Here is a 22,824-nt window from a genome sequence, read left to right as displayed (position 1 = left end):
GTTCCCAAGCACCGGGCCGGGCAACACATTGCGCCCCCGCCCCGCACCAGTCCGTCCCTATGACGCTCTTATTCCGCGTCGTCGCGCGACTTGAAATCCAGCGACGCGCTGTTCATGCAGTAACGCAGGCCGTTGACGCCGGGGCCATCAGGGAAAACATGGCCCAGATGCCCCTCGCAGGTGGCGCAACGCACCTCGGTGCGGATCATGCCATGGCTGGCGTCGCGAATTTCCTCGACCGCGTCGATATCAACCGGCGCGGTGAAGCTGGGCCAGCCTGACCCGCTGTCATATTTTTCCTCGGCATCGAACAGCTCCGCGCCGCAACCGGCGCAATAATAGACGCCGTCGGCCTTGTTGCTGTTATATTTGCCGGTGAAGGCCCGTTCGGTGCCCGCTTCGCGCAGCACATGATATTGTTCGGGGGAAAGGCGCGCACGCCATTCGGCTTCGCTCAGGTCCAGCTTTTCCATGGCCGCAATATGGCGTCCGCCGAAGCCCTTATCAAGTCCGCGATCAGGCCCGCTCGCGCGCCGCCTGTCGGGCGATCGCCAGCAGCTCGTGCCGCACCAGCAGGTCGCCCAGCCCCTTGCCGCCGCGGCTGGACCGTTCGGCCTGAGCCAGACGCTGGATGACGCGGGCGATGCCGGTCGCGTCCCACATCCGCACCTGGCGGGTGACCAGCCCCTTCTCCTTCCAGAAGACCGCCTTGCCGGCCGATTCCACCGCCGCCTCCAGCCGCCCGCTGCTGTCGAAGTCCGCGCGGATATTGGCGATCAGCATGGCGCGGGTCAGCAGCGGCCGGATCACCGACGCCATGGCCGCGCCGATCTCCGCCAGATTGTTGAGTTCCTTGTGCATCGCCCTGAGGTCGCCGCCCAGCACCGCGTTGACCAGCGGCGCGGCATCGGAATCGGGATTGTCGGCCGACAGCGCGTCCAGCGCCTCCGCCGTCGCCTCGCGCGGCTGTTCCGGCGCGGCGTCGAGATAGAGAACCAGCTTCTCGATCTCGATTCCCATCAGCGCCCGGTCGCCATTGGCCAGGTCGACGATGCGGCGCGCCAGTTCCTGCGGCAGGCGCAGGCCGTTCTCGCGCGCGGTCGCCATCGCGATCTGCTCCGCCTCGCGGGCATCGGGCTGATAGGAGATGAAGGCCATGCAGCCCTTATGGTCGAGCGCCAGCTTGACCAGCTTCGACGTCGCCTTGAGCGCACCGGCGATCGCGATCACCGGATTGCCCGCCGCCTCCGCCTCCAGCAACGCCGTCACCGCCGGCAGCGATTCATCGCCCATGCCGTTGATCCGCACCCAGCGCTTGTCGCCGAACATGGAGAAGGACGCCGCCTCGTCGGCCAGCCGTGCCGGATCCTCGCGCAGCGTGGCCACGTCCAGGTCAACCCGCTCGGCCCCCGGCCCCATCGCCCGCTCCAGCCGCCTGGCAAGCGCCGTGCTGCCCGCCTCGTCAGGACCATAGAGCAGGAAGAAGCGAATATCCGACGGCGGCGCGTCGAGCGCCTTTTCTATCTGGCCGCGATTGGCTTTCACTGGCCGGTCGACGCCGCCGGCGATGGCGCCGACGAGGACGCCGCCTGGGCGCCCTCCTTGCGCGTCGCATACAGCGCCAGGCGGGTGACGATCTGGTCGGCCACGATCTCCGACAGCCGCTCCAGCGCCGTATCTTCGGCCGCGATCGTCGCATATTCGCTCGACGTCGCGTTGATGCCGGCGTCCGACCCGGCGCTATCGTCCAGCACCTGCGCGCCGGTCGCTTCATCGATCAGCTGATAGCGCGCCCGCAGCGTGCGCCGCTCACGGGTGATGGCCGCGTCGGACCGCAGACCGAAGCCGCTGATCTGATCGTCCAGCTTTACCACCAGCTTGTAGCTGGGGCCGGAACCGTTGCTGATCGCGCCAAGCCGGTCGTTGAGCGCGTTGCGCATCAGCCAGCCGCCCTTGCCCGCAATATCCTGCACCTCGACATGGCCCAGCCCCTGCGCCACCGCGCCATGGCTGCCGCCGCCATAGACCGGGCGCAGCCCGCAGGCGGTAAGAAAGGTCAGGGCGACGAGGGGAAGGATGCGCTTCATGGGCATGATCCTTATCCCGTCACCCCGCCCTTGTCGAACCAAAGGTCGGGGTGACGGGCACAGGTCAGATGACCAGATTGACCAGACGGTCGGGCACCACGATCACCTTCTTGGGGGTGGCGCCATCCAGCGTGCGAACGACGTTCGGCGCCGCCAGTGCCAGCTTTTCCAGCTCGTCCTTGGGCGTGCCCTTGGGCACGGTGATGGTGTCGCGCAGCTTGCCCATCACCTGGCAGGCGATGGTCACTTCATCCTCGACCAGCAGCGCCGGATCGACCGCCGGCCAGGCGGCTTCGGCGATCAGGCCCGGCTGCGCCATCTCGGCCCAGCCCTCTTCGGCCAGATGCGGGGTCATCGGCGCGACCAGCAGCGCCAGCGCGCGGATCGCCGCGGTGCGGCTGGCCGACGGCTTGGCCTTCTCGATCGCGTTGACCAGCTCATAGATCTTGGCGACGGCCTTGTTGAAGCCCAGCGCCTCGATATCCTTGGCAACGCCGTCGATCGTCTGGTGCAGCTTGCGGTCGAGCGCCTTGTCCTGGCCTTCCGCCGCCGCATCCGCTTCGCCGAACAGGCGCCAGACGCGGTTGACGAAGCGCCAGCTGCCCTCGATGCCAGCCTCGGTCCAGGGCAGGTCGCGCTCGGGCGGGCTGTCCGACAGCATGAACCAGCGCACGGCGTCGGCACCATATTGTTCGATGATGTCATCGGGATCGACGACATTCTTCTTCGACTTGGACATCTTCTCGACGCGGCCGATCATCACATCGGAGCCATCAGTAACCGCTGTCGCTCCATCGGGCGTCTTACGAATTTCAGTCGGGCTGAAATACTCTTTGCCCATGACCTCGGTATGAAGCACGTCTCCCTTCATCGTCTCAACGGTCTTGAGCCGATAGTAGGTCTCGTGGGTCACCATGCCCTGAGTGAACAGGCCGGTGAAGGGCTCGGCAAAGCCCAGCTGACCCATATGCTGCAGCGCGCGGGTCCAGAAACGGGCGTAGAGGAGATGCAGGATCGCATGTTCCACGCCGCCAATATACTGGCCGACCGGCAGCCACTGCTCGACGGTCGCACGATCGAACGGCTTGTCGTCGGGCTGGCTGGCGAAGCGTATGAAATACCAGCTCGAATCCGCGAAGGTGTCGAGCGTGTCGGTCTCGCGCCGCGCCGCCTTGCCACAGGTGGGGCAATCGACATGCTTCCAGGTCGGGTGACGATCCAGCGGGTTGCCGGGAATGTCGAAGGTCACATCCTCGGGCAGCTTCACCGGCAGCTGGTCCTTGGGCACGCCCACCACACCACAATCATCGCAATGGATGACCGGGATCGGGGTACCCCAGTAACGCTGGCGCGACACGCCCCAGTCGCGCAGGCGGAACACGGTCTTGCCCGCGCCCCAGCCTTCACCCTCGGCGCGGGCGATGACGGCGGCCTTGGCGGCTTCGACCGCCATGCCGTCCAGGAAGCGCGAGTTCACCAGATTGCCGGGGCCGGTATAGGCCTCGTCATGGATCGGCTTGTCGGCTTCGCCATCCAGCGCGACGACACGCTCGACCGGCAGCATATATTTGCGCGCGAAGTCGAGGTCGCGCTGGTCATGCGCGGGCACGCCCATGACGGCGCCGGTGCCATAGTCCATCAGCACGAAATTGGCGATGAAGACGGGCAGGTGCCATTCCGGATCGAACGGATGCGCGACCGTCAGGCCGGTGTCGAAGCCCAGCTTCTCCGCCGTTTCCAGCTCGGCGGCGGTGGTGCCGCCTTCCTTGCACTTCTCGATGAAGGCAACGGCATCGGGATTGTTCGCGGCGACGGCCTGCGCGACCGGGTGGTCGGCCGCGATCGCGACGAAGCTGGCGCCGAAGATGGTGTCGGGGCGGGTCGAATAGACCTCGATCTCGCTGTCGAACGGCGCGACCGGCTTGAAGCTGAACTGCAGGCCGACCGACTTGCCGATCCAGTTTTCCTGCATCAACCGCACCTTGTCGGGCCACTGGTCGAGCGTCTGGAGGCCCCCCAGCAGATCGTCGGCAAACTGGGTGATCTTGAGGAACCACTGGTTGAGCTTGCGCTTCTCGACCAGCGCGCCCGAACGCCAGCCGCGCCCGTCGATCACCTGCTCGTTCGCCAGCACGGTCATGTCGACCGGATCCCAGTTGACCTGGCTTTCCTTGCGATAGACCAGGCCGGATTCCAGCATGTCCAGGAACAGCGCCTGTTCATGGCCATAATAGTCCGGCTCGCAGGTGGCGAGTTCGCGGCTCCAGTCGATCGCGAAGCCCAGCTTCTTCAGCTGCGCGCGCATATTGGCGATGTTGGACCGGGTCCATTCGCCCGGATGCACCTTCTTTTCCATCGCCGCATTTTCGGCCGGCATGCCGAACGCGTCCCAGCCCATCGGATGCAGCACTTCATGGCCGGTCATCCGGCGGAAGCGCGCCAGCACGTCGCCCATCGAATAGTTGCGGACATGACCGATATGGATGCGCCCCGACGGATAGGGGAACATCTCCAGCACGTAGCTGCGCGGCTTCGTAGAGGCATCGTCCGCCTTGAAGCTCTGCTTCTCGTCCCAGACGGCCTGCCAGCGGGCGTCGGCCTCCAGCGGGTTGAAGCGCCTTTGCATGTCATGTCCTTACAAATGCAAGCGGGCTGGGCTCTGTGAAAGCCCAGCCCCGATGGTTTGAAAACAGGGCGTTACCGTATCAGTCGCGCCCGAAAGGGGTGGTTCAGCCGATCGCCATGCGGCGCAGGTCGCGCGCCTTGGTCAGGATGATCTCTTCCAGCTTCTGCACCGTCGCGGCCTGCACCGGGGCATCGACCCACTGGCCATTCTGGTTGACCTGGCGGCTGGCGGCCACGCGCAGCGCGTCGGCGCGCAGATCCTGGTCCAGGATCGACACGGTGACCTTCATCCGCTCACTCGGCGTGTTGGGATTGGTATACCAGTCGGTGACGATGACGCCGCCGTTGGAATCGGTCTGCACCATCGGCATGAAGGACAGCGTGTCCAGGCTGGCGCGCCACAGATAGGCGTTGACGCCGATGGTGGTGACCTTCGACGCGGCCAGATCGGCCTTGGGCCGTTCCTTCGCGCCGCCCCCGCATGCGGCAAGCGGCAGGAGCGCAGCCAGCAGAAGACCGGAGGAAAGGGTAACGGGAAGGCGACGGACCATCAGGCATGTCCTAGCTTGAAAAAGACGAAAAACGCCCCGCTTCTATAGTCGACGCGCGCCATTGGGCAAGGGGGCGCGCGGGTCCGACACGCCACGGATCGTCGCAACCCGTCCTCGGAGTCTGTGTGCTCTGTGCAACAGCTCAGACAAAAAGCGGATGGCGCCTCTGGTCAATGGCGCTTTTTGGTGTCTAATGCGTCTTGAAAAATAACCGGTGGGGAAGAGATTCGAATCATGCGCGTGAAACGGGGACATTTGGCATTGGCAGGCTCGGCGATCGCCGTCGCTGGCTTCATGCTGTCGCCCGCTTTTGGCGCTGCAACCGATCTCGTCCGCATGCGTGAAGAAGCTCCTGTGTCGCTCGGCGCGCTGGGCAGCATTTCTTCCTTCACCCCCACGACCAAGGATTCGCGCCTGGCTGCGGCCTATGCGAAGATCGCCGCCTCGGCCGGTCGTCAGAATTTCCGCTTCACGCCGACCAGCGGTTCGCTCAGCGGCCAGCGCTCGATCACCGTCATGGTCCGCGCCAGCGACGTCGATCGCGTTGCCGCCAACCGCTCGGTGGTCCCGGTCAACATCGCGCCCGTCAGCTTCAGCCTGAACGGCGAGCATGGCTGGCGCAAGTTCGCCCTGCCGGAAAATACCGGCCGCAAGGCGCTGGACCCGGTGCCGGTCGAAACCATGGTCGATGCGAAGAATTTCTCGCTGGATGACGGCAAGAAGGATCGCTTCAGCACCAAGGTGCTGCTGGAAAGCCGCCGCGAGCCGACGGCGACCGTCCGCAACCCGAGTGCGGACAAGGATTATTCGCTGGATCTGGCCAGCTCCTATTCGCTGACCCGCAACCTGAACGTGACGGCGGGCATCCGCTACAACAACAGCGTTGCCGGCCGCCTGACCCCGATGACCGACGAGCGCCAGGACAACCAGGCCGTCTATCTGGGCACCATCTTCAAATTCTGATCGCCTGAAAGGGCAGGGATACGCATGATCGCCATCGCCTGATGCCGATCGCTCCAACGCGTCAACAGTAACTGCCGCCACCCTTGGCGCAGAGCATGACCGGCTCCGTCTCGATCAGGCGCAATGACTGCACCATGTCGGCAGTGCCCTGCTTATATTTCAGGAAATGCGGTGTCTTGAGATGCGCCTGATAGGCCGCGTCACTGGCATAGACTTCCAGCAGGCGGATGCTCGCAGGCTTTCCGGCGATCGCCACCGCCGACAGCGACAGCACACCCGGCTCCTGCGCCACCGATGCGGCAATCTCCTCGCGCAGATAGGCCTTATACTGCTCGATCCGGGCCGGATCGATCTCCAGCTCCGCGATCCGCACGATCGGCTTTTCCGGCGCGGCCTGCGCCTTGGCCTGTCGCCCGGCCCCGACGCCCAGCATGAAGGCGGCCAGCGTCAATGCGCCCATCGCTGCCTTAATCCTGCGCATCATCGAACAGCTTGCGGGCGATCCCCAGTGCGGTCATCGCTGGCGGCCAGCCGGCATAGAAGGCCAGATGGGTGATGGTCGCGATGATCTCCGCGCGCGTCAGCCCATTGTCCAGTGCCCGCTGCAGGTGAAAGGGCAGCTCATTGCCGCGATAGAGCGAGATGAGGCTGGTGATGGTGATCAGGCTGCGGTCGCGCGGCGACAGTGCCGGATCGGCCCAGACTTCGCCGAACAGGGTCTTGTCGGTCATTCCCGCCAGATGAGGCGCCAGATCGCCAAAGGATCGGCGCGCGTCGGTGGGTTCGGTCATGTCGGGTCTCCGCAAAATGGACGGCGTCCCCCAGCCTAACCGACTTATCCACAGGCTATTAGGCCCGCATCCGCGCTAGGCCCCATGACCCGGATTCATATATGGTCGGTCAGTCCGTCGATCGCCGCCCAGCCCGCCGCGCCGATCCCGCGCAGCATATGCCGATGCTTTGCCCTGACCCCGCCCAGCGCGATCACGGGCGCCTTCGCCTGCCGCGCAAGCGCCGCAAAGCCGATCCGCCCCAGCGCCCCGGCACCAGGATGCGACCGGGTCGGGAACAGCGGCGAGAGGAAGACCATATCCGCGCGCGCCGCCGCCTGAAGCTCCCGCCGGTCATGCGCCGCCTGGCTGTGGATAAGTCTGTGGAAATTTTTCGGCCCATCCCGCCCATGCCAGCCATCCGCGCGCCAGGCCGCCGCCGTTCGCACGTCCCCCGCCAGCATCAGCACCAGCCGCCGCCGCCGCGCAATCGCCCGCAATGCCTCGAACAGCGCGCGTCGTTTCATCGCTTCGGTGCGATAATGGCGAAAGACGATTCCCGCGCGGCCGCGCGGCAGGCGTGCCGCCGCCGCCAGCAATGATGCGTCTTCTACCCGCTCATCAGTCATCAGCCAGAGGCCGGGCAGCTTTTTGCGGTGGCGGGCGTGCATGGCCATCGCCTATAGCAGCCGCCATGACCACCGACATCCCCGAAGCTGCGGCCCGCCTCGCCACCCTGCGCGACCAGATCGACCGCGCCGCCCGCCTGACCCAGCGCAGTGCCGACGACATCAATCTGATCGCCGTGTCCAAGACCCAGCCGGCCGAAGCGATCCTGCCGCTGATCCACGCCGGCCAGCGCGTCTTCGGCGAAAACCGCGTCCAGGAAAGCCAGGACAAATGGCCGGCCCTGCGCGAACAATTCTCGGATCTGACCCTGCATCTGGTCGGCCAGTTGCAGTCGAACAAGGCCGCCGATGCCGTCGCCCTGTTCGACGTCATCCATTCGCTCGATCGCCTCTCGCTGCTGACCGCGCTCGCCAAGGCAATGGACGCCGCGGGCAAGCGCCTGCCCTGCTTCATCCAGGTGAATATCGGTGCCGAGGAACAGAAGGGCGGCTGCCCGATCGCCGATGTGCCGGCGCTGATCGCCGCCGCGCGCGACGCCGACATCCCCTTGCTCGGCCTGATGTGCGTGCCCCCGGCCGATGTCGAACCGGCACCCTATTTCGCCCTGCTCGCAAAAATGGCGCGGGAAGAGGGTCTCCCGCGCCTGTCGATGGGCATGTCGGGCGATTTCGAAACCGCCCTGATGCTGGGCGCCACCGACATTCGCGTCGGCACCGCCCTGTTCGGCGAACGCGCCCCCGTCAGCCGCCCCGTGCCCCGGAGCGGCCTGGGGATGATCAGAAACGCCCCCGCAAGGTAATGCCATAGGTGCGGGGTTCGGCCAGATAGGCGGAGATGAGCTGGTTCGCCATCGGCGCGCCCTGCGCGAACTGCCCGGTGGTCGATGTCGCCGGGCTGCTCGACTGGAGCGGGCTGCTGAAGGCGACCTGGGTATAATCCTGGTTGAAGATATTCTGGCCCCAGAATTCGACCGCCCAGCGCTGATCCTTGCCCCGCAGGCCGACGCGCGCATTGAACACCGCAAAGCCGTCCTGCGCCTTTTCCGGGAACAGATCGGACCCGGTATTATAGTCGCTCATCATGCGGCCATCGATGTAGAAGAGCGCGGACAGGCCGTTCGACCCGATATCGGGGGTCCAGGCCATGCTCGCGGTGGTCACCAGTTGCGGCGCATTGCTGTTGATCGATCCGGGCAGCAGGAACAGTGCCGGATCGAGCGGCACGCTGCCATCGCCGCTGCCGACCAGCCGCTTGGCGAATTTCGCCCGTGCATAGGTCAGGCCACCGGTCAGGCGGAAATGGCGCACCGGTGAAGCGGTCAGTTCCAGTTCCACGCCCTGGCTGATCAGGCCCGGCCCGACATCGCCGGAATCGCAGGTCCGCGCCGCCGACAGGGCGCTGTCACAGCCATTGATATTCTGCACGACGAAGCTGGTGCCGTTGAAGGTGTTCAGCTGGAAATTCTTGAACTCCTGACGGAAGGCCGCGATGTTCGCGCTCCATTTCGGCTGGGTATATTTAAGGCCGATTTCAAAGGCATCGACCTTCTCTGCGGCGAAGCGCAGGCTCGTCACATCGGCATTGGTGCGCGGCGCATAGACCGCCGGCACGCTGTTCAGGCCGGTCGATCCCAGCTGGAAGCGGTCGAGGTTGAAGCCGCCCGCCTTATAGCCCTTGGAATAGCTGCCATAGACCAGCATCTCGTCGATCGGCTTCCACGACAACACCGCCGTGCCGCTGAACTCGCCGTCGCTGATCTTGTCGTTGAGGTCGAGCGCATTGAGCGTGGTCGAGCCATTGCCAAGGCAGCCGAGCGTCAGGATGCCACCCGCCAGCGCCGCCGCACTGCCCAGCGACGCATTGGTCGCCAGCGTCGGCAGCGAAGAGGCCTGCAACGCCGCGCAGGTCGCGTTGTTGTTGTTGAAATCCGAAGAGAATTTCTTCGATTCATGGGTGTAGCGCAGGCCCAGGGTCAGATCGAGCCGCTTGGTGATGTGGATGATATTATGGGTAAAGAGCGCCCAATTCTCGCTCTTCTGGCGATAGATGGAGGCAACGTCGCCGGTGCCTTCCGGGATTGCCGCCAGCGCGCGCAGGCCATTGCCAAGACCGGTGGAGATCGCCCCCGCCTGCGCCGCCGCAACGCCGGCCGGCAGTCCGGCATTGATCAGCGCGGCAGTCAGGCCGGCGTTGAGATTGGCCTGCGTGCCGCCGATCAGCGCCGACGTGGCGAGACCGCTGCCGCAGGCTGCCAGTTGCGCTGCGGTGAAGTTGCTGTTGACGCCCGCACCCGCCATCAGGCGACAGGCGGCAAAGCGGCCATAGTCTGCGCCAAAGCGGATATTATCTTCCAGCGTCAGCTTCTCATTGGCGTAATAGCCGCCCACCAGCCAGTCGAGCGCCTCGTTGAAGGCCGAACCCTGCGCCCGCAATTCCTGGGTGAAGGTCTTGAACTGGCGATAGGTGTTGGGATCGCGATAGAGAAGGTCGGCGCCCGAATAGTCATAATCGCCATAGTCGCGGGATTTATAGTCGCGATAGGCGGTGATGCTGGTCAGTTTCGCGCCGCCCAGATCATAGTTGATCTCGCCCGACACGCCCCAGTCCTTGAGCTTGCTGACATAGTCGCGCCCTTCGGTGATGGTCAGCTCGCGATCATAGGGATCGGCGGGGAAGACGCTGCCCTGCCCGGCCAGGATCGCGCCGATGCGGTTGAACGGCGCCGTGCTATAGCCACCGCCGGTCGCCGGCCGCCGTTCGCGCGTCTCGACATAGGCCGCGCCGCAGCAGCTTTCGTCGCGATTGGTATAATCGCCGATCAGCCGGATCGACAGGGCGTCGCTGGGTTCGATCAGCGCCTGACCACGCAGGAAATAACGGTCGCGGTCATTGGTATCGCCAACCTTGTTGCCGCTGGCATCGACCAGATCATAGAAGCCGTCACGCTTCGACCAGACGCCATCCAGGCTCAGCGCAATCCCCTTGGCGATCGGGCCGGTGATGCGCCCGGCCAGGCGCCAATAATCATAATTGCCATAGGTCGCCTCGGCCATGCCGCCCAGGGTGAATTCCGGCGCCTTGCTGACGATGTTGATCAGGCCGGCCGACGCGTTGCGGCCGAACAACGTACCCTGCGGCCCGCGCAGCACCTCGACCCGCTCGATCTCGCCCAGATCATTGAGGCCCGCGCCGGTGCGCGACCGATAGACGCCGTCGATGAACACCGCGACCGAGCTTTCCAGGCCAGGATTGTCGCCGACCGTGCCGATGCCGCGAATACGGGCCGAACCATTGGCCTCGGTCCCGGTCGAGGATACCAGCAGGGACGGCGCCAGCTGGTTGAGCGCGCGAATATCATTGGCGCCGCTGTTCTGCATCGCCTGCTGGCCGACCGCCGATACCGCAATCGGTACGTCGGACAACGGGCTGGCGCGGCGGGTCGCAGTGACGATGATGTCGACGCTTTCGGTGTCCACCGCCGCCTGCGGCGCGGCATCCTGGGCATGGGCAAGCGGTATGGCGCCCACCAGTGCGACGGCACCGGCGGACAGCAGCCAAAGGCTCTTGTGCATCATGATGTGCATCCTCTCCTGGCCCGCCTGGCTTTTTGCCGGGTCGGGACTATGCGCGATTATGCTGCCACAGTCGGAATAACGCAATATATCGCGTGATTCCGGGCTTTTTCCGCAGTTGCGTGATGATGGCCGCATAGTCCTGTTGCCTAGCAGCAACAATTTAACGCCCGGTTTCCGTAGCGTTTGCTTACGTCAGCGGAAAGCGCAGCAATCGGTCGGAAACGGGTATCAACGCCATTGCACCCGGCCCGACGGCCTTTTGTATCTCGCCATGGCCTGCATCCAGCCCGCCCGTCAGCGCGCCGAGCGCCGGCAGGATCAGCTTGGTCGGCGATCCGACGAAGCAGCGGCGCGACACATGCCGGCCGCGCAGCGACAGGCGCAGCTTGGGGTGGAAATGGCCCGATATCTCCGGCCGGGGGTCGGCCGGGTCGGCCTCATGCCGCAGCCAGACGCCGTCTACCTCCGCCTCGACCGCACGGCGTCCGCCCGGCATATGCGCCACGCCGACGTCATGATTGCCGGTTATCCACAGCCAGTCGAGCCGTTCGGTCAGCCCCTGCAATCGCGCCCGCGCCCGCGGGTCCAGCCGCGCCGCGCCATCGGCATCATGAAAACTGTCGCCCAGCGACCAGATCGCCCGCGCGCCGGTGCGCGCCACCAGCGCCTCGATCATGTCCAGCGTCGCCGCGCTGTCATGGGGCGGCAGGAACTGGCCGAAGCGCGCATACCAGCTCGCCTTCTCGAAATGCAGGTCGGCGACCAGCAGCGCGCCCTGCGCCGGCCAGAACAAAGCCGCCTCCGGCAAAGCCAGGAAATCATGACCTGCGAACGAAAGGGGAACCATCGCCCGGCTATGCGCCCTCTTCGCCCGGCTTTCAAGTATGCGCGCCAGCGCCTATAGGGCTCCCCATGTTCACCGTCGCAGCCCTCTACCGTTTCGCCACCTTCGCCGACCCGCAGGCAACCGCCGCCGATCTGCGCGCACTGTGCGCCGATCTTGGCACCTGCGGCACGCTGATCCTGGCGCGTGAAGGCATTAATGGCACGGTCGCGGGCACGGCCGACGCGATCGAGCGGCTGGTCGCCCATATCCGCGCCCTGCCCGGCTGCGCCGATGTCGATGTGAAATATGCGACCGCGGACAGCGCCCCCTTCGGCAAGATGAAGGTGAAGGTGAAGGCGGAGATCGTGACGCTGGGCGCGGGCGACCTGGACCCCGCCCATCAAGCCGGCGTGCATCTCGATCCCGCGGACTGGAACGCGCTGATCGCCGATCCCGACACCGTCATCATCGACACGCGCAACGCCTATGAGGTGGCGGTCGGCACGTTCGAGAATGCGATCGACCCGGCCACCCGCTCCTTCCGCGAATTTCCGGCCTGGTTCGACGATTTCGCCGCCAAGCTGCGCGACGAAGGCCGCAGCCCCAAGATCGCGATGTTCTGCACCGGCGGCATCCGCTGCGAAAAATCGACCGCGCTGGTCAAGGCGCGCGGCTTTGACGAAGTCTATCACCTCAAGGGCGGCATCCTGCGCTATCTGGAGGAAATGCCACAGGCGCAAAGCCGCTGGCAGGGCGACTGCTATGTCTTCGATGAGCGGGTCGCGGTCGGCCATGGCCTCAAGCAAGGCCATTATGCCACCTGCAGCGCCTGCGGCCTGCCCTATCCGCGCGATGCCGACCATGACTGCCCCGGCGGCGATGCCGACGGCGCCTGGCCGCATCGGGGCTAGCTGTCACTCTCCACCAATTCGACCATCTCGAACTGATAGGATGTCCAGCCCCGCATCCGCGCGCCATCGGGCGCCGCCGCGCGCTTCTTCTTCGCCTCGGCCAGCGAGCGGGTGTGGCCCCAGAACACCTCGGTCTTGCCATTTTCCAGTATGGCGACGATCCGCCAATAATGGGTGAAGGGGTCGGCGGTCGGCCCGATCTTCTTCACATAGCCGTCGGGCATGGTCGCGGTCAGATAGCGTTTCCGGCGCGCCATCGGTTCAGGCCTGATAGCGGTGCAGGCCCGCCCCATGCGCCTTCAGCCAGGCGCGCGCCGGGCGCGGATCCTCGCCATAGATGCGCGCATGGGCGGCGTGGAAGGCCGGGCTATGGTCCATGTGCAGCAGATGCGCCAGTTCATGCGCCACGGTCGATCGCCGCACCCAGGCCGGCGCCAGGATCAGCCGCCAGCTATAGCGGATCGCCCCGGTCGATGTGCAACTGCCCCAGCGGCTGCGCGTGTCGCCGGTGCCGACCGACGCGACGATCAGGCCATGGTCCTGCGCCATCGCCAGCGTCTCCGCCTCCAGCACGGCCTTCGCCCGCGTCCTCAGCCAGCGCAGCACCCGCGCACCGACCGATTCCGCCGCCCCGCCCAGGATCAGCCGGTCGTCCTCCAGCCGGATCGTGCGGGTCGCCCCCGCGATCCAGCAGATGCGCACCTCGCGCCCCTCCAGCGGAAAGGTCGCGCCATCGCCCAGCAGCGTCACCGCCGGCGTCACCGCCATCTGCGCCCGGACCCAATCCTCATGCCCCTGCGCCCAACCCAGCGCGCGCTTGAGGTTCGCCCGCGCCGGCAGCGACAGCCGCAATTCGCCGCGCAGCCCGTCGATCGTCAGCTTGTAGGCGCGCGCTCGCGCGGACCGGCGCACCCGCACCGGCATGGCGACGCCATCGATCAGGATTTCTGCCTCAGAGCTCTCGGTCGACAAGATGATGTTCCCAATCGCCCGCATCGGCCTCCGCCACGGTCCAGCCGCGCACGGATTCCTTGGCCCGATGCACCGCCTCGCGATCGCCGCAGACCAGATAATGCCAGTCGGGTAGCGGCAGGCCGGCCTCGCGCAGCCGATAGGCGCAGGTGCGCGGCAGCCAGCTGATCTGCTTCACCTTGGCCGGGGTCAGTCGCACGCAATCGGGCACGAACCGCCGCCGATCGGGATAGTTGGTGCACTGGCCGCTATGCCGGTCGAGCAGGCGGCAGGCGACATTGGTCGGATAGATGCGGCCCGTGTCCTCATCTTCCGCCTTGTGCAGGCAGCATTTGCCGCAACCGTCGCACAGCGCTTCCCATTCGGCGCGGTTCAGCTTGTCGAGGGGCTTGTCCCAGAAGTCCAAATGTCACTTGACCCATTTTTCGAGAAAGGCGCGCACGATATCGGGTGCGCCCTCGTCCACATCCGGCGTGCCCGGATCATCCACCGGCACCAGCGCGATCGGCTTGCCGTCCGGCCCGAACAGATAGGGCGTGCGGCTGTGGCTGACCAGATAGTCGCTCGCCCCTTCCGGCTTTTCCGCATTGTAGAGGACGACGAAGTCCTTGGCCACCTTCGCGATCTGCTCCGGCGTGCCGGTCAGGCCGACGAGGCGCGGGTGGAAGGCCGCGACATAGGGCTTCAGCACCGCCGGCGTGTCCCGCTTGGGATCGACGCTGATGAAGATCGGCTGCACCTTCGCGGCGCGGGCGGGCGCGGCCTTTTCAAAGGCGCTGAACGCCTGCATGATCCGCTGCAGATCGACCGGGCAGACATCCGGGCAATAGGTGTAGCCGAAATAGACGATCCGATACTGGCCCTTATAATCGTCCCAATGAACGGTCTTGCCGTCCTGGTCGGTAAGGGTGAAGGGCGCGCCGATGCGCGCGCCGACCAGATTGCCCTGCTCGCTCTCGCCGCTTGATGCGTTGCCGCCAGCCCCCATATTGCAAGCCGTCAGCAAGGCCAGAAGCGGCAGGGCGAGCGAGATCAGCGCTTTGTTCATGGTGTCGCCTGCCATGCCTTGCTATGGGCCGATTTGCAAATCGAACGGGGCGCGCGACGATGAAGATTGGGATGAAGAGCGGACTTTCTACCTGGCTGTTTCTGGCGCGGCCTGCCGCCATCACCCTGGCACTGATGGCCCCGGTTGCGGCCCAGGCCCAGTTTTCCAACAATTACAACTTCCTCAAGGCGGTGAAGGACGCCGATGGGGACAAGGCGACCGAACTGCTGCAGAAGCCGGGTTCGACCGTCATCAACAGCCGTGACGTCACCACCGGCGAAACCGCGCTGCACATCGTCATCGGCCGCCGCGACACGACATGGCTCAACTTCATGCTGTCGAAGGGCGCCAATCCGAACCTTGCCGACAATAATGGCACCACGCCGCTGCTGCTCGCCGTGCAGAACCGGTACGAGGAAGGCGTGCGCCTGCTGCTCACCCGCGGCGCCCAGGTCGACAAGACCAATGGCAGCGGCGAGACCGCCTTGATCCGCGCGGTGCAGCTGCGCGACATCGGCCTGGTCCGCCTGCTGGTGGCGCAGGGCGCCAATGCGGACAAGCGCGACACCATCGCCGGCATGTCCGCCCGCGACTATGCTGAGCGCGACAGCCGCACGCCGGGCCTGGTCGAAGCGCTCGATTCCGCCAAGACCAACGCCGCCGCGCCCAAGGGCCCGGTCCAGGGCCCGGTCTTTTGATATGAAAAAGGGCGGCCTGGCCGCCCTTTTCTTTAACCCTTACCAGCCCAATTCCGCCGCATAATCCGGGTCGGCCAGCGCCGACAGGCGGCGGGCGGCGCGGCGGGCGAAGCGCAGCGTCTCTGCCTTGCGCCGGGCGGCGGCCAGCGGCTCGAACGGCGCGGCCCGCACCAGTTCGGCATCATATTGGTCGGCGACGATCAGGCCGGTGCGGGCCGGCCACAGCGCCTCGCTCTCGAACAGGCTGGTGTCGAAGCCCGATGGCACCGCCCAGAAATAGCGGTCGCAATAGTCGAAATAATCCGGCCATTTCATGTCGCCCAGCAAGTCCGCCCGGCTGCACTTGATCTCGACGATGGTCAGGCGCCCGGCGCTGTCGATCGCCATGATGTCGGCCCGCCGGCCATTGGGCAGCGGCACTTCCAATATGCCGTTCATGTCATGACGGTGGAACAGGCGCAGCGTGCCGCGCGCAACGGCCAGCGCGGTCCCGTCGGTCAGCGGTGAACAGCGATCGGCGTCTTGGGCGGCGTCTTGGATGGTCATGGTACCAGACTAGAACAGGAAGGGAACAAAAGAAAAGGCCGATTCGGACATGGGGTCCGAATCGGCCTTCAAAAGGGCGTCACTGTCGCGCGGTGAGCGCGGATCAGCGATAGAAGACGTGGTTGTCGATCGACGCCAGCTTGGTCTTGCCCCAGCCCGGCGACACGCGGCGGGCATGGAAGAACAGCGCGCCTTCGGCCTGGCTGTCCCAGCTGTCGTCCAGGGCGATCTGCGCGATCGCAACAGCTTCGCGCCAGGAATCGCTGGCAATGTTGATCGGCGGCATGCCGTGACCACGCACGAAGCTGAACTGGCTCGGCTGATAGATGACACCGCACAGGCTGCTGGCGAAGCGACCCGACTTGGCGCGGTTGATGATGACGCGGGCAACGGCCAGCTGGCCCTCCAGCGTTTCACCCTTGGATTCGAAATAGACCGCACCGGCCAGGCACTTCATGTCGCCTTCGACATCCTCGGGAGCGCCTTGCGCATCAACCAGGGCTGCCAGGGTCTCGGCCTTGGGCTCGATATCGGTCGAAAAATTGCTGCCAGCTTTGGTGCCGGAATCCAGCGACTGCGCGACTTCCTGCGGCGCAGCGAAAACGACGGCGGGCTTGGTGCCGGCCGTGGATGCGCTAGTCAGCGCGGCGGTTTCCGGAAGAGAAACCGTGGACAGGGAGGCCTCGCTGGCGCTCGACATGTCCGACGCCGTAACAGCCGCAGCGGCCGACAGCGTAAATGCCGCGATGATCGCGGCCTTCAGACGAAAACTCATTATGGCTCAAAATCGTGCGGTTATTGGCCAGAAACGTCGATTGTAACCGATATTCTGTGACGTTCGGCCGCCCCCCGTCTGCGTGTTTACCGGCCCGCCCCCCATGGACGAATGCAGGCAACCTGCGCGTTCAGCGTCGGCCGCCATTGCCCGCGCGCGTGCAAGGAGTCAACGATCAGCAGATCGTTTCAGCGGCGAACCGTTCCGCATCCGCGATATCAAGCTCCACCAGCCACAGGTCGGGGTCCGATCTGCGCCGACGTTCGGCATAGGCGGCAAACGCATCCGGCCCCTCTTCCGCAGGGGGTCCACAGCGCATCAATGCATGGCCGCCGCGAAAGTTCGATACCCGCTCGAAAATTGCGGATTCCCGCCCCTTGTCCATCACCTGGACCAGGATGACGCCGCTCATCTCGTCGCCCTTGGCCAGGATCATGGCAAAGCCGCCGGCGGCATTCACCCGCTTCACCAGCGCGCCGACCAGCATCGCGCTGGTCAGCCGCGCGGCCGAACTGTCCTCAGCCATGATATCCCGGCAGCGATGACAGCGGAATCTGCGACCGCATGAAGGTGCCGGTGCCCCGGCCCACCTCTTCCCCGTCCGAATCGAGAATGCTCGCCTCGGCGACATAGACGCGGCGCTTGCCGCTGATCCAGCGCCCCTCGGCGCGCAGCTTTCCGGGGCCGATCGGCCGGGTGAAGAGCAGGTTGAAAGCGGTGGTCAGCAGGAAGCGGTCGCTGACCAGGCTGTTGGCGGCATAGAAGGCCGCATCGTCCAGCATCTTGAAATAGACGGTGCCATGCACCGCGCCGGCGGCATGGAAATGCCGCTCGTCGACCTCGAAATCGATCACCGACCGGCCGGGTTCCGGCACGCGCAGGGTCGACAGGAACAGGTCGTTGATCGGCGCGCTGTTGTAGAGATGCTCCAGCGCGCGAAAATGCGCCGCCTCGCCACTGGCGAGCGCGGCGGCCTCAGGCGGCGTCACGCGCCTCACCACCGGCCAGCAGCGCATGCAGCGCCTCGGCCGACTTGGCACCGCGCAGGCGCGTCACCTGCGCCTCGTCGCGCAGATAGCGGGATACACGCGCCAGCGTCTTCAAATGCTCGGCGCCGCTGTCCTGCGGCGACAGCAGCGCGAACACGACATCGACCGGCGCATCATCGACCGCGTCGAACGGCGCCGGCGGATCGAGCAGCACGACCACGCCGCACATGCGGTCGAGGCCCGGCAGCTTGGCATGGGGAATGGCAACGCCGCCACCGAAGCCGGTGGAGCCCAGACGCTCGCGCTCCAGCAGCGCGTCGGCGGCCGCTTCGGCATCCACGCCATAGGATTGCGCCGCCAGAGCCGCGATCTTCTGGAACAGCATCTTCTTGCCGTTCACAGTCACCTCGGTGGCCAGCGCGTCCGGCGAGACAATATCGTTGAAATGCACCATTTTACTTCCGGGGGCAGCCGAGGCGCGCCCAGCCTGTCGAAAAAAATGCGCGTTGCTCGGAGAAACTAAAGCCCGGCCCCATAGGCCGCCTGCACCCGGAGGTCAACAGGCGGCCCGGCTTGGCAGGGGGTCAGCCGCGCGGCTCGACCCAGCCGATCGTGCCGTCCTGACGGCGATAGACCATATTATAGGCCGACGTGCCGGCATTGAGGAACAGCAGCGCATTGGTGTTGCGCAGGTCCAGCATCATCACCGCATCGGACACGCTGGCCTCGGGAATGTCGACCCGTGTTTCGGCGACGATCAGGGGCGCATCGGCCGCTTCGGCCTCCTCGTCGGCGGCACCGGCGAAGATGGTATAGCCCGCGCCGTCGATATCATCGACGCTGTAGCCATTGGCGCGCTGCGCCTCGGCAGCGGCGGCCTGGATGCTGCGGTCCTTCAGGCGGCGCATATAGCGGCGCAGCTGCTTCTCGATCCGGTCCGACGCCTGGTCGAAGGCGGGATGCGCCTCCTGCGCCTCGCCGGCGCCCTTCAGAATCAAGCCGGTCATCACATGGCAGACGATATCACAATGAAAGGCGCCATGCGGGGCCGGTCGGAAGGTCACCTGGGCGGAAATCGTGCGGGAGAAATATTTCTCGGCTATCGCTTCCAGCCGGTCGCTGACGTGCTGCTTGAGCGCCTCGCCCGTCTCGACCTGATGCCCGGAAACACGGATATCCATATGCCTTCTCCTTATTCTTGCCGGGACGCCGGATCAGCGGCCCGGTTGGCACGTGGCAAACGCCGGCAGGTTCAGGCCGGCGGCGCCTCCTCGAGCCAGAGCGGCTTATCCAGCTTCGCGACGAAAGCGGCATGCCTCTCCAGCTCCTCCGCGCTCGCCGTGAAGACGCGCGCGGGACGAACAGGGCGAACAACGGCGGTTTCCGTCAGTTCCACCCTGACGATCTCTTTCTCTTCCTCCTGTGCAAGACCCAGGCCGATCTGACGGCCGCCGGTCAATTCGACATAGAGCTGCGCCAGCAGTTCGGCGTCGAGCAGCGCGCCATGCTTGACGCGATGGCTGCGGTCGATGCCGTACCGGGTGCAGAGCGCGTCCAGGCTGTGCTTGGCGCCGGGATGCAGGGTGCGGGCGATCGCGACCGTGTCGATCATCCGGTCCATCGACACGGCGTCGCGCGCGCACAGCTTCAATTCGTGATTGAGGAATCCGAAGTCGAAGCGCGCATTATGCGCGACCAGCGGGCTGTCCTCCAGGAAATCCATCAGCTCGGCCACGCCCTCGCGGAACAGCGGCTTGTCCGACAGGAACTGGCTCGACAGGCCATGCACCGCCTCGGCGGCCGAGGGCATGTCGCGCTGTGGATTATAATAGGCATGGAAGGTGCGGCCGGTCGGCACGCGATTGATAAGCTCTATGCACCCGATTTCGACCAGCCGATCGCCGGATGCCGGATCAAATCCCGTCGTTTCGGTGTCGAAAATGATCTCGCGCATCGCCCTTTTGAACCGACTCTCTATGACTCTACTTATCTGCCTGTCCGGGCGCCAAGGCAAGCGACCAGACGCCTGACCTGTGCCCGGGTTGCGGCAAATGTCGTACCCGTGTTGATGATATAGTCTGCCCTTAGCCGCTTTTCAGCATCGGGCAGCTGCAAGTGCAGGATTCTACGAAATTTTGCCACCGTCATGCCCGGCCGGGCCAGCACCCGCCGCCGCTGTTTCCAGGCGGGCGCACTGACGACGATGATCCCCGCCATGCGCCGGTAGCCACCTGTCTCGAACAGCAAGGGCACGTCCAGAATCACGAATTGGCGCGACCGATGGCGTTTGAGGAATCGTCGACGCGACTCGCCCACGGCGGGATGGACGATCGCCTCCAGTGCCTTCAATTCGGCGGGATGGCCGAACACCGCCGCGCCCAGCTTGGCCCGGTCGACGCCCTGCGGCCCGGTGGTGCCGGGAAAGCGCGCCTCGATCGCCGGGATCAGCCGGCCGCCCGGCCCCTGCAGCCGATGCACCTCGGCATCGGCATCGAACACCGGCACGCCTTCACGACGAAACATCGCCGCAACCGCCGACTTGCCCATGCCGATCGAGCCGGTGAGGCCGTAGATCTTCACCCCGTCGCCGTTCAGTCCGCCGCCAGCAGCAGCGCGCGCAGTTCCGCGTCCAGCTCGCGCGGTGCCTCCGCATCGAAAAAGATGTCGAATGCCAGCGCCGCCTGGCCGATCAGCATTTCCAGCCCGTCGAGAGTCTTGAGGCCCCGGTTGCGCGCCGCCTTCAGCAAGCCCGTCTCCAGCGGCGCATAGACGATGTCATAGACGGTCGCGCTCGCCGGCAACGGCGACAGGTCCAGATCCAGCGCCGGCTGGCCGACCATGCCCAGCGACGTGCTGTTGACCAGCAGGTCGGCGGCCGGCAGCGCATCGGTCATGCCGATCACCTTGCCCTTCACCCCGGCCCGATCGAGCAGTGCCTGTCCCTTGGCCGGATCGCGCGCCATGATCGTGATCTCCGGCACGCCCAGGCTGGTGAGCGCGAACAGGATCGCCCGCGCCGCGCCGCCCGCGCCGATCAGCACCGCATGGCGCCCCTTCCACTTGTCGCGCAGAAGCGGCTGCAGGAATCCGCCGGCATCGGTGTTGGTGCCGATCAGCGGCCCGGCGGTCTCGCTGGCGATGGTGTTCATCGCACCGATCCGGTCGCGCACCCCACCCGGATCATCGGTATAGTCCATCACCGCGATCTTGTGGGGAATGGTGACATTGCAGCCAAGCCAGTCGGGATCGGCCCGGCGCTGCAGGAAATAGGCGGACAGCCCCTCGGCCGTCACATGAGTCTTCTTATACTCCGCCTCGATATCCAGCGCCTGCAGCCAGAAATTGTGGATAAGTGGCGATTTGCTGTGGTCGATCGGATCGCCGATCACCTCGGCATAGGGGAGCTTGTCGGTCATGACGCCAGAACGCCCCTTATGCGCAGGAAGTCAAGAAGCGGCAGCAGCGGCAGGCCCTGGATGCCGAACTGGCTGCCTTCCACCCTGGCGAACAGTTGCGCGCCCGGCCCCTCTATCCGGTAGCAACCGACGCACCATTGGCATTCGTCCCAGTCGCCCTCCAGATAGGAGTCGATGAATCCGTCCGACAGGGGCCGCACCGTCATCCTTACCCGTTCGACATGGCGCCAGATCGGTTCATTGTTGAGCACGATCACCGCCGCGCTGTGGAGATGATGGACCCGGCCCGACAGCAGGCGCAGGATGCGCGCGGCATCCGCCCTGTCCACTGCCTTGTCGATCATCGTCCCGTCGTCGAGAGTCAGGGTCTGGTCGCAGCCCAGCACCAGCGCCCCCGGCACGCGGCGCGACACCTTGAGCGCCTTCAGCTCCGCCAGCGCATCGGCCAGCGCGCGGCCATCATGGCCATCGGCGCGCAATGCTTCCTTGGCGGCCTCTTCATCCACACCCGGCGACAGCGCCTCGAACGGCACACCGGCCGCGCTCAGCATGGCGCGCCGGCTGACGCTCTGCGAGGCTAGGACGATCATGCTTCATTTCCTTCCGCCAGTTCGCGGTCGTTGAACAGGTTGATGATGGCGGCGGCCGCTTCCTCGATCGACCGGCGGGTCATGTCGATCACCGGCCAGCCATTGTCGGCGAACATGCGCCGGGCAAAGGCCAGTTCCTCCTGCACCTTGTCGCTATCCACATAGGCGGTCTCGGGCGCCTGGTTGAGCGACAGCAGCCGGTTGCGCCGTATCTGGATCAACCGCTCGGGACTGATGGTCAGGCCCACCACCATCGGATGCTTCAGGCCATAGAGGCTGCGCGGCGGCGGCGATTCCGGCACCAGCGGGATATTGGCGGTCTTGTAGCCGCGATTGGCAAGATAGATGGAGGTCGGCGTCTTCGACGCGCGCGACACGCCCGCAAGGACGATATCGGCCTCCTCCCAATTCTCATGCCCCACGCCATCATCATGGGCGATGGTGAACTGGATAGCCTCAATCCGCGCGAAATAGGCTTCGTCGAGGATATGCTTGCGGCCCGGCCGGGTCCGGGTTTCCTGCCCCAATATGTTGGACAGGGCATCGGCCACGCTGTCGAGCGCAGCGACATGGGGCAGGCCGAGCGCGCGGCAGCGCGTTTCCAGCCGCCGCCGCAGCACATGGTTGGTAAGTGTGAACAGCACCAGGCCGGGATGGGCGGAAATCTCCTCCATGATCCGGTCGAGATGCACTTCGGATCGGACCATCGGCCAGAAATGGCGGATCGCCTCGACATTTTCGAACAGGCCGATCGCCGCCTTGGCGATATTCTCCAGCGTCTCGCCGGTGGAGTCCGAAAGCAGGTGAAGATGGATACGTGACACAGGCATATCTCTGTGAGTCCCCTGTGGA

The 22,824-nt window shown here is 65.5% G+C and carries 29 protein-coding genes; 4 read left to right on the top strand and 25 right to left on the bottom strand.

The annotated features are described in order from the left end of the window. Positions 1-68 precede the first annotated feature (68 nt). The 5 genes from msrB to BRX37_RS09575 form a co-directional block, all read right to left on the bottom strand. Complete coding sequence (gene msrB / locus BRX37_RS09595; protein WP_004209174.1) at positions 69-473, bottom strand: peptide-methionine (R)-S-oxide reductase MsrB; 405 nt, start codon at positions 471-473, stop codon at positions 69-71. Positions 474-516: 43 nt separating this feature from the next. Next, positions 517-1,545 (bottom strand): DNA polymerase III subunit delta, encoded by a 1,029-nt coding sequence (holA, locus tag BRX37_RS09590; protein ID WP_125986567.1) that lies wholly within the window; start codon positions 1,543-1,545, stop codon positions 517-519. Beyond that, on the bottom strand, positions 1,542-2,087 hold the full coding sequence (lptE, locus tag BRX37_RS09585) for an LPS assembly lipoprotein LptE (RefSeq protein WP_125986565.1): 546 nt from the start codon (positions 2,085-2,087) through the stop codon (positions 1,542-1,544). Before lptE ends, holA begins: the two co-directional genes overlap by 4 nt. Positions 2,088-2,151: 64 nt before the next feature. Beyond that, entirely contained in the window at positions 2,152-4,713 is a 2,562-nt protein-coding gene (leuS, locus tag BRX37_RS09580; protein WP_125986563.1) for a leucine--tRNA ligase, read from the bottom strand. A gap of 103 nt (positions 4,714-4,816) precedes the next feature. Beyond that, complete coding sequence (locus BRX37_RS09575; RefSeq protein WP_004209178.1) at positions 4,817-5,263, bottom strand: DUF3576 domain-containing protein; 447 nt, start codon at positions 5,261-5,263, stop codon at positions 4,817-4,819. A gap of 234 nt (positions 5,264-5,497) precedes the next feature. On the opposite strand from BRX37_RS09575, the gene BRX37_RS09570 reads away from it, so the two are divergent. Beyond that, positions 5,498-6,226 (top strand): hypothetical protein, encoded by a 729-nt coding sequence (locus BRX37_RS09570; protein WP_004209179.1) that lies wholly within the window; start codon positions 5,498-5,500, stop codon positions 6,224-6,226. Between the two features lie 61 nt (positions 6,227-6,287). Here the strand turns inward: BRX37_RS09570 and BRX37_RS09565 are convergent, their stop codons facing one another. From BRX37_RS09565 to BRX37_RS09555, 3 genes are all read right to left on the bottom strand, one after another. After that, the gene (locus tag BRX37_RS09565; RefSeq protein WP_318276651.1) at positions 6,288-6,710 is read right to left on the bottom strand and encodes a putative quinol monooxygenase; all 423 of its coding nucleotides are present in this window, start codon (positions 6,708-6,710) and stop codon (positions 6,288-6,290) included. Then, complete coding sequence (locus tag BRX37_RS09560) at positions 6,694-7,017, bottom strand: carboxymuconolactone decarboxylase family protein (RefSeq protein ID WP_125986561.1); 324 nt, start codon at positions 7,015-7,017, stop codon at positions 6,694-6,696. The genes BRX37_RS09565 and BRX37_RS09560 overlap by 17 nt, the downstream gene beginning before the upstream one ends. A 95-nt stretch (positions 7,018-7,112) precedes the next feature. Beyond that, on the bottom strand, positions 7,113-7,667 hold the full coding sequence (locus BRX37_RS09555) for a thiamine phosphate synthase (RefSeq protein WP_206434141.1): 555 nt from the start codon (positions 7,665-7,667) through the stop codon (positions 7,113-7,115). Between the two features lie 23 nt (positions 7,668-7,690). Here BRX37_RS09555 and BRX37_RS09550 point away from each other — a divergent pair, with 23 nt between their 5' ends. Continuing rightward, positions 7,691-8,425 carry a YggS family pyridoxal phosphate-dependent enzyme gene (locus tag BRX37_RS09550; protein WP_125986557.1) on the top strand — a complete coding sequence of 245 codons (735 nt, stop codon included), beginning with the start codon at positions 7,691-7,693 and terminating at the stop codon, positions 8,423-8,425. Here the strand turns inward: BRX37_RS09550 and BRX37_RS09545 are convergent. Together BRX37_RS09545 and pdeM are read right to left on the bottom strand one after the other, a co-directional pair. Then, positions 8,403-11,198, bottom strand: coding sequence for a TonB-dependent receptor (locus BRX37_RS09545; RefSeq protein ID WP_174320770.1), 2,796 nt, complete (start codon positions 11,196-11,198; stop codon positions 8,403-8,405). The two genes, BRX37_RS09550 and BRX37_RS09545, sit on opposite strands and share 23 nt — an antisense overlap. A 190-nt stretch (positions 11,199-11,388) precedes the next feature. Then, positions 11,389-12,048: a ligase-associated DNA damage response endonuclease PdeM gene (gene pdeM, locus BRX37_RS09540; protein ID WP_125986555.1), complete on the bottom strand. Its 660-nt coding sequence runs from the start codon at positions 12,046-12,048 to the stop codon at positions 11,389-11,391. A 65-nt stretch (positions 12,049-12,113) separates the two neighbouring features. Here pdeM and trhO point away from each other — a divergent pair, with 65 nt between their 5' ends. Further along, positions 12,114-12,938 (top strand): oxygen-dependent tRNA uridine(34) hydroxylase TrhO, encoded by an 825-nt coding sequence (gene trhO / locus BRX37_RS09535; protein ID WP_063975999.1) that lies wholly within the window; start codon positions 12,114-12,116, stop codon positions 12,936-12,938. On the opposite strand, the gene BRX37_RS09530 is transcribed toward trhO, so the two are convergent. From BRX37_RS09530 to BRX37_RS09515, 4 genes are read right to left on the bottom strand one after another with little or no spacing between them, the layout of a single operon-like run. Beyond that, entirely contained in the window at positions 12,935-13,195 is a 261-nt protein-coding gene (locus BRX37_RS09530; protein ID WP_017499447.1) for a hypothetical protein, read from the bottom strand. The genes trhO and BRX37_RS09530 overlap by 4 nt on opposite strands. A gap of 4 nt (positions 13,196-13,199) precedes the next feature. Then, complete coding sequence (locus BRX37_RS09525; RefSeq protein WP_412458740.1) at positions 13,200-13,934, bottom strand: M48 family metallopeptidase; 735 nt, start codon at positions 13,932-13,934, stop codon at positions 13,200-13,202. Next, positions 13,891-14,316, bottom strand: coding sequence for a YcgN family cysteine cluster protein (locus BRX37_RS09520; RefSeq protein ID WP_004209190.1), 426 nt, complete (start codon positions 14,314-14,316; stop codon positions 13,891-13,893). The genes BRX37_RS09525 and BRX37_RS09520 overlap by 44 nt, the downstream gene beginning before the upstream one ends. Before the next feature lie 3 nt (positions 14,317-14,319). Next, the gene (locus tag BRX37_RS09515) at positions 14,320-14,973 is read right to left on the bottom strand and encodes an SCO family protein (RefSeq protein WP_037508898.1); all 654 of its coding nucleotides are present in this window, start codon (positions 14,971-14,973) and stop codon (positions 14,320-14,322) included. A 56-nt stretch (positions 14,974-15,029) separates the two neighbouring features. Here BRX37_RS09515 and BRX37_RS09510 point away from each other — a divergent pair, with 56 nt between their 5' ends. After that, positions 15,030-15,656 (top strand): ankyrin repeat domain-containing protein, encoded by a 627-nt coding sequence (locus BRX37_RS09510; RefSeq protein WP_318276650.1) that lies wholly within the window; start codon positions 15,030-15,032, stop codon positions 15,654-15,656. A 39-nt stretch (positions 15,657-15,695) separates the two neighbouring features. On the opposite strand, the gene BRX37_RS09505 is transcribed toward BRX37_RS09510, so the two are convergent. From BRX37_RS09505 to BRX37_RS09455, 11 genes are all read right to left on the bottom strand, one after another. Then, positions 15,696-16,202 carry an MmcB family DNA repair protein gene (locus BRX37_RS09505; RefSeq protein ID WP_125986549.1) on the bottom strand — a complete coding sequence of 169 codons (507 nt, stop codon included), beginning with the start codon at positions 16,200-16,202 and terminating at the stop codon, positions 15,696-15,698. A 103-nt stretch (positions 16,203-16,305) separates the two neighbouring features. Then, positions 16,306-16,977, bottom strand: coding sequence for a cell wall hydrolase (locus BRX37_RS09500; protein ID WP_125986547.1), 672 nt, complete (start codon positions 16,975-16,977; stop codon positions 16,306-16,308). Between the two features lie 175 nt (positions 16,978-17,152). Continuing rightward, positions 17,153-17,503 carry a DUF1491 family protein gene (locus BRX37_RS09495; protein ID WP_125986545.1) on the bottom strand — a complete coding sequence of 117 codons (351 nt, stop codon included), beginning with the start codon at positions 17,501-17,503 and terminating at the stop codon, positions 17,153-17,155. Further along, complete coding sequence (locus BRX37_RS09490) at positions 17,496-17,993, bottom strand: PaaI family thioesterase (protein WP_004209196.1); 498 nt, start codon at positions 17,991-17,993, stop codon at positions 17,496-17,498. Before BRX37_RS09490 ends, BRX37_RS09495 begins: the two co-directional genes overlap by 8 nt. Next, the gene (locus BRX37_RS09485; protein WP_010335784.1) at positions 17,953-18,420 is read right to left on the bottom strand and encodes a PTS sugar transporter subunit IIA; all 468 of its coding nucleotides are present in this window, start codon (positions 18,418-18,420) and stop codon (positions 17,953-17,955) included. The genes BRX37_RS09490 and BRX37_RS09485 overlap by 41 nt, the downstream gene beginning before the upstream one ends. 130 nt (positions 18,421-18,550) lie before the next feature. After that, positions 18,551-19,147 (bottom strand): ribosome hibernation-promoting factor, HPF/YfiA family, encoded by a 597-nt coding sequence (gene hpf / locus BRX37_RS09480; protein WP_010335785.1) that lies wholly within the window; start codon positions 19,145-19,147, stop codon positions 18,551-18,553. Between the two features lie 71 nt (positions 19,148-19,218). Then, positions 19,219-19,920: a DNA polymerase III subunit epsilon gene (gene dnaQ, locus BRX37_RS09475; RefSeq protein WP_004209199.1), complete on the bottom strand. Its 702-nt coding sequence runs from the start codon at positions 19,918-19,920 to the stop codon at positions 19,219-19,221. A 32-nt stretch (positions 19,921-19,952) separates the two neighbouring features. Next, the gene (gene coaE, locus BRX37_RS09470; RefSeq protein ID WP_069338956.1) at positions 19,953-20,546 is read right to left on the bottom strand and encodes a dephospho-CoA kinase; all 594 of its coding nucleotides are present in this window, start codon (positions 20,544-20,546) and stop codon (positions 19,953-19,955) included. Positions 20,547-20,557: 11 nt separating this feature from the next. Beyond that, positions 20,558-21,382 (bottom strand): shikimate dehydrogenase, encoded by an 825-nt coding sequence (gene aroE, locus BRX37_RS09465; protein WP_125986543.1) that lies wholly within the window; start codon positions 21,380-21,382, stop codon positions 20,558-20,560. Then, entirely contained in the window at positions 21,379-21,972 is a 594-nt protein-coding gene (locus tag BRX37_RS09460) for a Maf family protein (RefSeq protein WP_125986541.1), read from the bottom strand. Before BRX37_RS09460 ends, aroE begins: the two co-directional genes overlap by 4 nt. Then, on the bottom strand, positions 21,969-22,796 hold the full coding sequence (locus tag BRX37_RS09455) for a pyruvate, water dikinase regulatory protein (RefSeq protein ID WP_026108809.1): 828 nt from the start codon (positions 22,794-22,796) through the stop codon (positions 21,969-21,971). Before BRX37_RS09455 ends, BRX37_RS09460 begins: the two co-directional genes overlap by 4 nt. Positions 22,797-22,824: the final 28 nt, after the last annotated feature.

Source organism: Sphingomonas sp. S-NIH.Pt3_0716, assembly GCF_003950715.1.
Lineage (GTDB): Bacteria > Pseudomonadota > Alphaproteobacteria > Sphingomonadales > Sphingomonadaceae > Sphingobium > Sphingobium yanoikuyae_A.
The sequence above is the reverse complement of the archived record's forward strand: the minus strand, read 5'-3'. Positions and strand labels throughout refer to the sequence as shown.

Excerpts from the sequence above, each read along its gene's own strand:
- msrB (WP_004209174.1), bottom strand. The coding sequence starts at position 473 with ATGGAAAAGCTGGACCTGAGCGAAGCCGAATGGCGTGCGCGCCTTTCC.
- lptE (WP_125986565.1), bottom strand. The coding sequence starts at position 2,087 with ATGAAGCGCATCCTTCCCCTCGTCGCCCTGACCTTTCTTACCGCCTGC.
- leuS (WP_125986563.1), bottom strand. The coding sequence starts at position 4,713 with ATGCAAAGGCGCTTCAACCCGCTGGAGGCCGACGCCCGCTGGCAGGCC.
- BRX37_RS09575 (WP_004209178.1), bottom strand. The coding sequence starts at position 5,263 with ATGGTCCGTCGCCTTCCCGTTACCCTTTCCTCCGGTCTTCTGCTGGCT.
- BRX37_RS09570 (WP_004209179.1), top strand. The coding sequence starts at position 5,498 with ATGCGCGTGAAACGGGGACATTTGGCATTGGCAGGCTCGGCGATCGCC.
- BRX37_RS09565 (WP_318276651.1), bottom strand. The coding sequence starts at position 6,710 with ATGATGCGCAGGATTAAGGCAGCGATGGGCGCATTGACGCTGGCCGCC.
- BRX37_RS09560 (WP_125986561.1), bottom strand. The coding sequence starts at position 7,017 with ATGACCGAACCCACCGACGCGCGCCGATCCTTTGGCGATCTGGCGCCT.
- BRX37_RS09555 (WP_206434141.1), bottom strand. The coding sequence starts at position 7,667 with ATGCACGCCCGCCACCGCAAAAAGCTGCCCGGCCTCTGGCTGATGACT.
- BRX37_RS09550 (WP_125986557.1), top strand. The coding sequence starts at position 7,691 with ATGACCACCGACATCCCCGAAGCTGCGGCCCGCCTCGCCACCCTGCGC.
- BRX37_RS09545 (WP_174320770.1), bottom strand. The coding sequence starts at position 11,198 with ATGCACAAGAGCCTTTGGCTGCTGTCCGCCGGTGCCGTCGCACTGGTG.
- pdeM (WP_125986555.1), bottom strand. The coding sequence starts at position 12,048 with ATGGTTCCCCTTTCGTTCGCAGGTCATGATTTCCTGGCTTTGCCGGAG.
- trhO (WP_063975999.1), top strand. The coding sequence starts at position 12,114 with ATGTTCACCGTCGCAGCCCTCTACCGTTTCGCCACCTTCGCCGACCCG.
- BRX37_RS09530 (WP_017499447.1), bottom strand. The coding sequence starts at position 13,195 with ATGGCGCGCCGGAAACGCTATCTGACCGCGACCATGCCCGACGGCTAT.
- BRX37_RS09525 (WP_412458740.1), bottom strand. The coding sequence starts at position 13,934 with ATGCGGGCGATTGGGAACATCATCTTGTCGACCGAGAGCTCTGAGGCA.
- BRX37_RS09515 (WP_037508898.1), bottom strand. The coding sequence starts at position 14,973 with ATGGCAGGCGACACCATGAACAAAGCGCTGATCTCGCTCGCCCTGCCG.
- BRX37_RS09510 (WP_318276650.1), top strand. The coding sequence starts at position 15,030 with ATGAAGAGCGGACTTTCTACCTGGCTGTTTCTGGCGCGGCCTGCCGCC.
- BRX37_RS09505 (WP_125986549.1), bottom strand. The coding sequence starts at position 16,202 with ATGACCATCCAAGACGCCGCCCAAGACGCCGATCGCTGTTCACCGCTG.
- BRX37_RS09500 (WP_125986547.1), bottom strand. The coding sequence starts at position 16,977 with ATGAGTTTTCGTCTGAAGGCCGCGATCATCGCGGCATTTACGCTGTCG.
- BRX37_RS09495 (WP_125986545.1), bottom strand. The coding sequence starts at position 17,503 with ATGGCTGAGGACAGTTCGGCCGCGCGGCTGACCAGCGCGATGCTGGTC.
- BRX37_RS09490 (WP_004209196.1), bottom strand. The coding sequence starts at position 17,993 with ATGCGCTGCTGGCCGGTGGTGAGGCGCGTGACGCCGCCTGAGGCCGCC.
- BRX37_RS09485 (WP_010335784.1), bottom strand. The coding sequence starts at position 18,420 with ATGGTGCATTTCAACGATATTGTCTCGCCGGACGCGCTGGCCACCGAG.
- hpf (WP_010335785.1), bottom strand. The coding sequence starts at position 19,147 with ATGGATATCCGTGTTTCCGGGCATCAGGTCGAGACGGGCGAGGCGCTC.
- dnaQ (WP_004209199.1), bottom strand. The coding sequence starts at position 19,920 with ATGCGCGAGATCATTTTCGACACCGAAACGACGGGATTTGATCCGGCA.
- aroE (WP_125986543.1), bottom strand. The coding sequence starts at position 21,382 with ATGACCGACAAGCTCCCCTATGCCGAGGTGATCGGCGATCCGATCGAC.
- BRX37_RS09460 (WP_125986541.1), bottom strand. The coding sequence starts at position 21,972 with ATGATCGTCCTAGCCTCGCAGAGCGTCAGCCGGCGCGCCATGCTGAGC.